Annotated in this window: 10 protein-coding genes; 9 read left to right on the top strand and 1 reads right to left on the bottom strand. The window is 68.7% G+C overall.

The genetic code is table 11. The features are described from left to right. The 8 genes from IEX97_RS12445 to dusB all read left to right on the top strand — a co-directional run. Positions 1 to 432, top strand: a 432-nt coding sequence (locus tag IEX97_RS12445; RefSeq protein WP_188883427.1) for a glycerate kinase, incomplete at its 5' end; no start/stop codon positions are given. A gap of 10 nt (positions 433 to 442) precedes the next feature. Then, positions 443 to 1246: a COG4280 domain-containing protein gene (locus IEX97_RS12440; RefSeq protein WP_229776895.1), complete on the top strand. Its 804-nt coding sequence runs from the start codon at positions 443 to 445 to the stop codon at positions 1244 to 1246. Positions 1247 to 1264: 18 nt separating this feature from the next. Next, positions 1265 to 1474: a hypothetical protein gene (locus IEX97_RS12435; RefSeq protein WP_188883425.1), complete on the top strand. Its 210-nt coding sequence runs from the start codon at positions 1265 to 1267 to the stop codon at positions 1472 to 1474. 78 nt (positions 1475 to 1552) lie between these two features. After that, on the top strand, positions 1553 to 2161 hold the full coding sequence (locus IEX97_RS12430) for a fumarylacetoacetate hydrolase family protein (protein WP_229776894.1): 609 nt from the start codon (positions 1553 to 1555) through the stop codon (positions 2159 to 2161). A 23-nt stretch (positions 2162 to 2184) separates the two neighbouring features. After that, entirely contained in the window at positions 2185 to 2868 is a 684-nt protein-coding gene (locus tag IEX97_RS12425) for a metal-dependent transcriptional regulator (RefSeq protein ID WP_229776893.1), read from the top strand. Positions 2869 to 2931: 63 nt separating this feature from the next. Beyond that, on the top strand, positions 2932 to 3792 hold the full coding sequence (locus IEX97_RS12420) for a D-alanyl-D-alanine carboxypeptidase family protein (RefSeq protein WP_188883424.1): 861 nt from the start codon (positions 2932 to 2934) through the stop codon (positions 3790 to 3792). 220 nt (positions 3793 to 4012) lie between these two features. Next, positions 4013 to 4237, top strand: a complete 225-nt coding sequence (locus IEX97_RS12415) for a TM2 domain-containing protein (protein ID WP_188883423.1) — start codon at positions 4013 to 4015, stop codon at positions 4235 to 4237. Positions 4238 to 4345: 108 nt separating this feature from the next. After that, on the top strand, positions 4346 to 5329 hold the full coding sequence (dusB, locus tag IEX97_RS12410) for a tRNA dihydrouridine synthase DusB (protein WP_188883422.1): 984 nt from the start codon (positions 4346 to 4348) through the stop codon (positions 5327 to 5329). A 127-nt stretch (positions 5330 to 5456) separates the two neighbouring features. Here the strand turns inward: dusB and IEX97_RS12405 are convergent, their stop codons facing one another. Beyond that, positions 5457 to 6680 (bottom strand): MFS transporter, encoded by a 1224-nt coding sequence (locus IEX97_RS12405; RefSeq protein ID WP_188883421.1) that lies wholly within the window; start codon positions 6678 to 6680, stop codon positions 5457 to 5459. A 208-nt stretch (positions 6681 to 6888) separates the two neighbouring features. On the opposite strand from IEX97_RS12405, the gene IEX97_RS12400 reads away from it, so the two are divergent. Continuing rightward, positions 6889 to 9258 (top strand): PD-(D/E)XK nuclease family protein (locus IEX97_RS12400; protein WP_188883420.1); only part of this gene is annotated, 2370 nt, incomplete at its 3' end.

Genomic DNA, 9258 nt, shown 5'->3' with positions numbered 1-9258 from the left:
CGCGCCGCCGAGGACGTGCGCGCCGTGCCGGGCCTTGGCGCGGCGGGCGGGGCTGGGTTGCCGCTGTACCTGCTGGCCGGGGCCGAGTTTGTCGCGGGCGCGCGTTGGCTGGCGGAGGTGACGGGGCTTGCGTCCGCAGTGCACGGCGCCGACCTGGTCCTCACGGGCGAGGGGCGTACGGATGGACAGTCGCGGGCCGGCAAAGTGCCGGCGTGGGTGGCGACGCTCGCCCGCGCAGCCGGCGCGCCGTGCTGGGTCATCTCGGGCGCGTTGGGGCCGGGGCACGAGACGCTGGCCGAACTGGGCGTCCAACGCTTTGTCGCCGCCACGCCCGCGGGCGCCAGCCGGGAGGACATGGCCCGTCATGCCGCGCTTTGGCTTGCCGACGCGACGGCGGCCGCGCTGCAGGATGTTCTGCAGGGCGCGGGGTGAAGGATGCGGTGTGAAGGATGCAGGGCGAACAAGGCCCGGCGCGGGCGGTGAGCCGGGCGCGCCAGGGGAGGAGAAACACGCGGTGAACGGGTACGTGTTCCTTGGCAGTTTCCTCGGCACGGCGGTGGAATTTGTGGAAGCGCTGACCATCGTGTTGGCGGTCGGCGTGGTCAAAGGCTGGCGCAACGCCATGGCGGGGACCCTGCTCGCGCTGTTCTGCCTCGCGGTGTTGATAGGGGTGTTCGGGCCGCTGCTTTTGGCCTACGTGCCGCTCGCCGTCATGCAGGTGGTGCTCGGGGGCTTCCTGTTGTTGTTCGGTTTGCGTTGGTTGCGCAAAGCGGTATTGCGCTACGCGGGATACAAGGCGCTGCACGATGAGGACGAGGCGTACGCAAAGGAGATCGCGCGGCAAGAACGGCAAAGCGTCCGCCGGGGCGCCTGGGATGTGTTCGGTGTGGCGACTGCCTGGAACGGTGTCTTTCTCGAGGGATTGGAAGCCGCTTTCATCATCCTGACGATGGGCCTGACCGGGCGGGCGATGGGCAGCGCGGTGGCAGGCGGGATCGCGGCGGTAGCGGCGGTGGTGCTGGCAGGGGTTCTTCTGCGCAAACCGCTGCAGTTTGTTCCGGAGAACACCGTGAAGTTCATCGTCGGCGTCATGCTGAGCAGCTTCGGCACGCTCTGGGTCGGTGAGGGTGCCGGTGCAACGTGGTGGCACAGCGACGTGTCGGTGTTGGTGCTGTTGGCGGTGTATCTCGCCGCGTCTGGGTGTGCTGTCGGGTTGCTGCGCCGGGCGCGCGCGGCGAGCGGATGACGGGAAGGGGGAAGCGGCATGCGGGTGTGGAAGGTGCTGTGGGGGCTTTTGGTCGACGACGCCTGGCTCGCCGGCGGCGCCGTGGCGAGCATCCTCATTCTGTTCGGATGGACGTCCGCCATGCACCGGCCGGCGGCTGCCGGTTGGGTGTTTCTCGCCTGTTTGCTGGCCGCGTTCGCGTGGAGCCTGTTCATGGAGGTGCGCCGCCGTCCGCAGCGCGGACGGTGAGCAGGAAAGGGGCGAGGGGCATTGGCGAACTGCGGGACAGGCCCGCTTCGGTGGCGCGCCGGCGAGGTGGCGGCCCAGGTGAAAAACGTGTTTTGCGTCGGCCGCAATTACCGTGAACACGCGCAGGAACTCGGCAACGCGCTGCCGGAAGCGCCGCTCATCTTCGGAAAATTTACCCATGCGGTCGTCCCGGCGGCCGGGCGGGTGGCGTTGCCGCCCGGCCGCGGCGAAATCCAGCACGAACTGGAGCTCGTGCTGTGGTTCACCGCGGCCCATACTCCGGGGCGGCCGTTTCAGATGGCGGCGGGCGGCGTGGCGCTCGGGTTGGACCTGACGGATCGCGCCGCGCAACAACAGCTCAAGGCCGCGGGACAACCATGGGAGTTTGCAAAGTCGTTCCGAGGGTCGGCCGTGATCACGGACGTGTACGCCGCCCTCGACTGGGAGCGGATTGCGGCGACGCCGTTCGAACTGTGGGTGGACGGCGTGCGGCGTCAGGCGGGGCGGGCGCAGGAGATGGTGTTTTCTTTGCAGACTCTCGCCGATCACGTCGCACAACACTTCGGCCTCGCGGCCGGCGACCTGTTGTTCACCGGTACCCCCGCCGGCGTCGGCCCCTTGGCGCCCGGGCAGCGCGTGCGCATGGTGTTCGGCGGTACAGAATGGGGCGCCTTCACGCTCGCGTGAGCGGCCCGTGAGGGAGTGAGAACGTGCCAGCGACGCAAGGCATGGAACGATATTTAGAAGCCATTTACATTCTGGATACGGAAGGGGAGGTGGTTTCCCCCTCCCGGGTCGCGGATTATCTTGGGGTCTCCCGGCCGACGGTGACGCAGACGGTGCAGCGGATGGTGCAGTCCGGTTACGTCACGCAGACGGAGAACCGCGAGATCCGTCTGACCGACAAGGGACGGGAGCAGGCCGAGGCGGCCATCCGCAGGCACCGCCTGTTGGAGCGGTGGCTGACCGACGTCCTGGGGCTCGATTGGGCCGACGCCCACGTGGAAGCCACCCGTTTGGAGCACGCGGTCTCACCCTTGGTGGAGGAACGGCTGTTCGCGAAGCTCGGCTATCCGACGACCTGTCCGCACGGCAACGTCATCCCGGGAGAGGGACGGCAGCAACCGGCCGGGATGCCGCTCGTGCGCGTCGAACCGTCGGCCGTCGTGCGCGTGGTGCGCATTCTGGAATTGGCCGAGGAGGACCTCGACCTGCTTAGGTTTTTGCACCGCACGGGCATCGTCCCGGAGGCCCGGCTCACGGTGTTGCCCCATCAGAGCCCGTACGAGGCAGGGGTGCTGATTGAGGTGGGCGGCGAGCGGATTCCGCTCGACGAGCAGGTGGCGAAGCGGATCCTGGTCCGCCCGGAGCCGGAAGCGCCGGGGACGGAATAAAGATGGCGAGCCGCGCTCACGTTATGGCTGTTGCCTGATTCCGTAACGTGAAGGGGTGTTTCCATGCGCGGCAAGACGGCGGCGAGACGGCGGTGGACCATGTGGGTGTTGTGGATGTCGGCCGCCGCGATGTCCCTGCAGTGCACCCCGGTCCACGCAGACGAACGGCGCACGGAGCGGGTCGCGATCCAGGCCCGCGCGGCGGTGGTGCTGGACGCCGGTTCCCACCGCCTGTTGTACGAAAAAAACGCAGATCTGCCCCTCTATCCGGCGAGCACCACGAAGCTCGTCACCGCCATTCTCCTCGACGAATACACCCACCCGGATACCCCCGTCTACCTGAGCGCACGGGCGGCGCGGGAGGCGCGGGTGCGCCTTGGCCTGCCGCCCGGGACGACCATCACGGCGGAGGACGCGCTGCACGCCATCTTGATGAAGAGCGCCAACGACGTCGCGTACGCCGTGGCGGAGACCATCGGCGGATCGCAGGCGGGGTTTGCCCGCATGATGAACCTCAAGGCGCGCCTCATCGGCTGTACCCGTACGCATTTCGTGACGCCGAACGGCCTCCACGACGACGACCACCGCTCCACCGCGCGCGACATCGCCCTCATTCTCGCCGAGGCGGTGCGGCACCCGGCCATCGTACGCGCGATGCAGACCAAGACGTACACCATCGCAGGACACCGGTTTGCGAACGGCAACCGCTTGATCTATCTCGAACGCTTCCCGTACGGGGAGGTCATCGGCGGCAAGACGGGGTACACGTCGAAGGCGATGTATTGCCTCGCGTTTGCCGTCCGCCAGCACGGCCGGGTGCGGGTCTCGGTGGTGCTCGGCGCACCGCGCAAAAGCCTGATGTACCGCGAGACACAGCGGCTGCTCAAGCTGGCGTGGGAAGGGCGCCCTGCGGTTCTGGTCTGACCCGCTTCAGACCGCGGGCGCGGCGGCCGCGCGGCGCAGCCCCCTTGCCGCGCGGCGCAGCCCCCTTGCCGCGTGACGAGCGGATGACGCGATCCCGCCGCGCGGGGGGGCCGCGGCTTCATACAAACAAGCCGTCCCGCCATACGATGGGGCAGAGATCGAATGCGGCGGGGCGCGGACGGACAGACCTGCGGCCGCCCGCCGCCCGGGGGGCGATGGCATGCAGCGGTCCGTGGCCTTGGCGTACGTGCTGTGGTTTTTCCTCGGGTATTTGGGCATCCATCGCATGTATTGCGGGCGCGTGACCAGCGGGGTGGTGATACTGGCCTGCACGGTCATCGGGTGCATCCTGTTTCCGGTGTTCATCGGCCATCTGCTGTTGTTCATCGTCGGCGTCTGGTGGCTGGTCGACCTGTTTCTCACCGCCGGGATGGCACAGCGGTAGGTAGCGCATGGTCATTTGCGGCCCGGGTCATCTCCTGCTAAGCTGGATCCCATCCAGGCTGCATCCGGGCGGCGCGACACCGCCTGAAGATGGAAGTTGGATGGGGGGATGCTCGTGGTCGAGATCGCAGGGGTCAAGTTGGACAACCCGGTCATCCTCGCCCCGATGGCAGGGGTGTGCAATCCGCCGTTCCGCCGGTTGGCGAAGGAGATGGGGGCCGGGATGGTCTGTGCGGAGATGGTCAGCGACAAGGCGCTGGTGCACGGGAACGAGAAGAGCCTGCGCATGTTGACCATCCTCCCGGACGAACACCCGGTCAGCCTGCAACTGGTCGGGTATGACAAGGATTCGATGGTCATGGCGGCCGAGATGGTGGGCGAGACCAACGCCGACCTCATCGACATCAACATGGGCTGCCCGGTGTTGAAGATTTATAAAAACGGATCGGGCGCCGCCCTGGCCCGCAACCCGGAGTACGCAGCGGAGATTGTCCGCGCGGTCGTCGCGCGGGTGAACAAGCCGGTGACGGTCAAGTTCCGCAAAGGCTGGGATGACGATCACGTCAATGCGGTCGAGGTCGCGCTGGCGGTCGAGGAGGCGGGCGCGCGGGCGGTGGCGGTGCACGGCCGCACTGCGAAGCAGATGTACAGCGGCCGGGCCGACTGGGACATCATCCGGCGGGTGAAGGAGGCTGTCCGCATTCCGGTCATCGGCAACGGCGACGTGGCGTCACCCGAGGATGCGAAGCGGATGCTGGAGGAGACGGGCTGCGACGCCGTGATGGTCGGCCGCGCGGCGCTCGGCAACCCTTGGATCTTCCGGGAGATTGCCCACTACCTCCGCACCGGAGAGAAGCTGCCGCCGCCGACGCCCGCGGAGCGGGTCGAGGTGGCCATCCGCCACCTGCACCTGTTGGTGGAGTACAAAGGGGAATACATCGGCGTGCGCGAGATGCGCAAGCACGCCGGGTGGTACTTGAAAGGCCTCCCCGGGGCTGCGCAAATCCGGGAGGCCATCAACCAGGCGGAGACGACGGCGGAGATGGAAGGTTTGTTGCGCCACGTGTTGCGCGGGCTCCGCTTGGCCGGGTGACTTGGCGGAACGCGGCCGTGCCGTGAGGATTACCTCCTCGGCACGGCCGTTGCCGCGACGGCATCCGCCCGCCGCATGTTTGCACCTCCCGCCGTATGCGCGGCGGCCCGGGACCAGAGGTGCCGGGTCAGTCCACCAGCCTTCCCTTCGTCTCGCGGCCAGCCCAGGCGACCACCGCGAACCCGACCAGCATGGCGCAGCAGAAGCAGAGAAAGATGGCCGCGAAGGTGGCGTGCGCGGCCACCAACAGCCCGACGAACGACGGGGCGATGATCCCGGCAATCCGCCCGAATCCGGACGCCCAGCCGATGCCGGACGCCCGCGCGCGCACCGGGAACTGCTCGACGGTGAACACGTACGTGCCGGCGAACGCCGCCAGCATAAAGTAGTTGACCAAGAGGCCGAAGACGATGAGCCAGGCGGTGGAAGGGGCAAAACCGAAGCCGACGGCGGCGAACGCGGTCAAGAGCATCGCGCTGACAAGCGTCTTCTTCCGGCCCCACCGCTCCACGAGCCAGGCTGCCGTCAGGTAGCCTGGGATCTGGGCCAGGATCATGATGAGCACGTAACTCAGGCTCGTGACGACCGAATAACCTTGCTTGGCGAGCAAGGACGGCAGCCACAGGGAGATGCCGTAGTAACAGAAGTTCATGATGAACCACAGGACCCACGTCACCGCCGTGGCGCGGAGAAACGGCCGGGCGAAGAGCGTGCGCAACGCGGTGCGCATGTGCGCCTTGCGCATGACCTGGGAGAACTTCGGCGTCTCGGGCAGCGCATACCGGATCACGATGGCGTACAAGGCGGGCAGGGCGCCGAACAGAAACACGTACCGCCATCCGATGGACGGGATGACGATGCGCGAGAGGATGGCGGCCACCAGGGAACCGCCCGCCCAAAACGCTTCGAGCAACACCACCCGGCGGCCGCGGACCGCGTCGGGCGACGATTCGTTCACGTACGTCGTCGCGACCGGCAGTTCGCCGCCGAGTCCCAAGCCGACCAAAAAGCGCAGCACCAGGAAGATGGCGACCCCCGGCGCGAATGCGGTCAGGCCGGTGGCGATGCTGTAGACGAGCAGCGTCCAGATGAACACCCGCCGGCGGCCGAAGTGATCGGCAAGTAACCCCGCCAATGCCGATCCGACCGCCATGCCGGCAAATCCCATGCTCCCGAGCACCCCGCTCCATACCGGGGAGAGGCTCCATTCCTTGCCAAGCACCACCAGGACGAACGAGATGAGGCTCACATCCATGGCGTCAAACAGGAGGCCCAGGCCGGAGGCCACGAGAATGCGCGTGGCCGAAGGCGTCTGCAGCCGGGCGGGCGCCGAAGCGGTTCCTGCGTGCATATACGGTCCGACCCCTTTCGCGGATGCTTTTGGGCATCTCTCTACCGACATATGCCCAGCGGCGGGGTCAGGTGCTGGGTATGCGCCCAGCCCCCGGGATGCGTGACAGGATCTCCGGACGGCGTGTCGAAATGGAGCGTAAGATGCGTGCCGAAACCAAGCGCAAGACAGCGGGTGCACGCTGCCAAGCTGGGGGAGGGCGTTGTCATTGGCCGTACTGGAGTTTTGGCTCGGCCGCGCCGGGAGCGGCAAGTCGGAGGAGATGGCGGCCGCCGTCGCCGCGGCGGTGGCAGAGCGACCGCTCGGCCCGCCGGTCTGGTGGGTGGTGCCGGGCGAGCACACGTACGCGGCGGAACGCCGGCTGCTCAGCCGGGTTGCGGCGACGGTCCGGGCTGAGGTGCTGTCCATCGAGCGGATGGCGGATCGCATCTGGCGGATGGTCCACCCGGCGGCCCGGCCCGTGACCCAGACCGGGCGGCGCCTGCTGCTGGCCACGGTGTATCACCAGGTGGCGCCTTCGCTCGCCGCCTTACAACGGGAAACGCCCACCATTCCGTTTCTCGACGAGATATTGGCCGTGTTCGCCGAGTGGGCGGAGTACGGCGTCGCCGCGGACGCCGTGGAAGCTCTGCTCGAGTCGGCGGCCGCGCGGGTGGAGGGCGCGCGCGGCCGCACAGGGGTCAGCTCCCGTTCGCTCGTCGGCAAGTTGCGGGACATCTGCCGGCTGTACCTCCATTACCAGCGTGCGCTCGCCGACCGGGACTTGTACGATCCGCTGGCGGCCGTGGCGCTGGCGGCGGACGTGCTCAGCCAACGCCAAGTGCTCGCCGGCGCGCAGATCTACGTGGACGGGTTTGCGGACATGGCGCCGATGCAGATGCGTCTTTTGTGGCAGGCGGCCCGGCAGGCGGCGCGCGTGGTGGTGGCGGTGCCGATAGACCCGGCGTGGCTCGCTTCTGTCGGCGAGGCTCCGGGTGACGCGGCGGAGGCGGATCCACCGCACGCCGCCCTGCTGGCGGCGGCCGGACTGCCGCAAACGCTGCGCGGGCCCACCGCTTCGCTCGCCGAAATTTTGGCGCAACACCCGCACCCGGACGAGGTGTTCGCGCCGCAGGTGTTGCGGTGGTTCCGCGCCGGGGTGGCGCTGGCCAAGGAAATGGGGCTTGCGGTCAAGGTGCGCACCTTCGCGCCCGGCCGGCGTTTTCTCGCGCCGGGTTTGGCCCATCTGGAGCGCTTCGCCATCGGCGCGGCGCTGCCGCCGGAGCGTCCGGCGGGGGACGGCATCGCGCTGGCGGCCGCCGTTCATCCGCGGGCCGAAGCGGAGGGCGTGGCGCGCGCCATCCACCGTTTGGTCCGGCGCGGGGAAGCGGCCTATCGCGACATCGGGGTTCTTGTGCCCCATGTCTCCGATTACGCGCCCTACCTGCGCGAGTGTTTCGCGCGCTACGGGATCCCGGCCGACATCGACGACTTCCCGTCCCTTGCCACCCACCCTTTGGCCCGGTTCGTGCTCGCACTCGTGCAGGCTGCGGAGGAGTCGCTGTCGCTTTCCTCGGTGTTGCGCGTGCTCCGCTCCGACTTCTGCGGGCTGTCGCGCGCCGACGCCGATTGGCTCGACGCGTACCTCAAGCGGTACGAGGTGGAAGGTGTGGCGGCTTGGGCCGCGCCTGCGCCTTGGTCGTTCGCCCGTGACGAGGCGTCCGATCCCGCCGCGGCGGAGCGGGCGGCGGCGGACGATGCGCGCGCGGACGCGTTGCGGCGGTCCATTGCGTCCTACCTTGTCCCTTTTGCCGCCGCCCTGGCGCCCTCCGTCATGCCCGCGCGCGCATTGGCGCAGGCGGTGTGGGACGCCCTCTGCGCGGTCGGCGCCAAGGCCCGGGTGGCGCAGGCGGTCGTGGACGAAAGCGGATCGCACAACCCGCTGGAGGCTTCGCTGCACGAGCAGGCGTGGCAGCGGCTGTTGGCCTTGTTGGACGACCTGGCGCTGACGGCAGGGGAGGATCCCGTGCCGCGCGGGTTTCTCGTCGAGTGCCTGCGCCGCGGCCTGACGGAAGGGACGCTCGCCACCATCCCCGCGGGCTTGAACCACGTCTTGGTCACCGACTACCGCCGCGCCGGGGGTTGGGAAGCCAAGTACGTGTTCGTGATGGGGGCGACGGACGGCCGCCTGCCCCGGCGCGTCCATCCGCAGGGATTGATCCACGACGACGAGCGGGCGCAGTTCGCGCTGCTCTTCGGCCAGCCGCTCGGCCCGCTGACGGAAGACATCCAGTTGGCGGAGCGGTTCGTGGTGTACACCGTGCTCACCCGGGCAAGCCGCGGTCTGTGGATCACCTACCCGCTCGCGGACGCGGACGGCAAGGAGGTGCGGCCGGCGGTGTTGCTCCAGCGCATCCGTGACCTGTTCGCGCCAGGGACGGTCGAGGAGCGGATGTGGATGGGCCCGGCGCAAGACCCGGTGCACATGGGCGATCTCGATGCGCTCACGCCGGAGGCGGCGCGCGACTGGTTGGTGGCGGCCCTGCGCCGCGGGGTGCACGAGCCTGCCGCGGCCGCGGCCGCGGCGGCCGTCGTCGCC

Origin of the sequence: Paenalicyclobacillus cellulosilyticus, assembly GCF_014647315.1 — a bacterium.
Taxonomy (GTDB): domain Bacteria; phylum Bacillota; class Bacilli; order Alicyclobacillales; family Alicyclobacillaceae; genus Alicyclobacillus_J; species Alicyclobacillus_J cellulosilyticus.
This window is presented reverse-complemented; position numbering and strand designations above follow the sequence as displayed.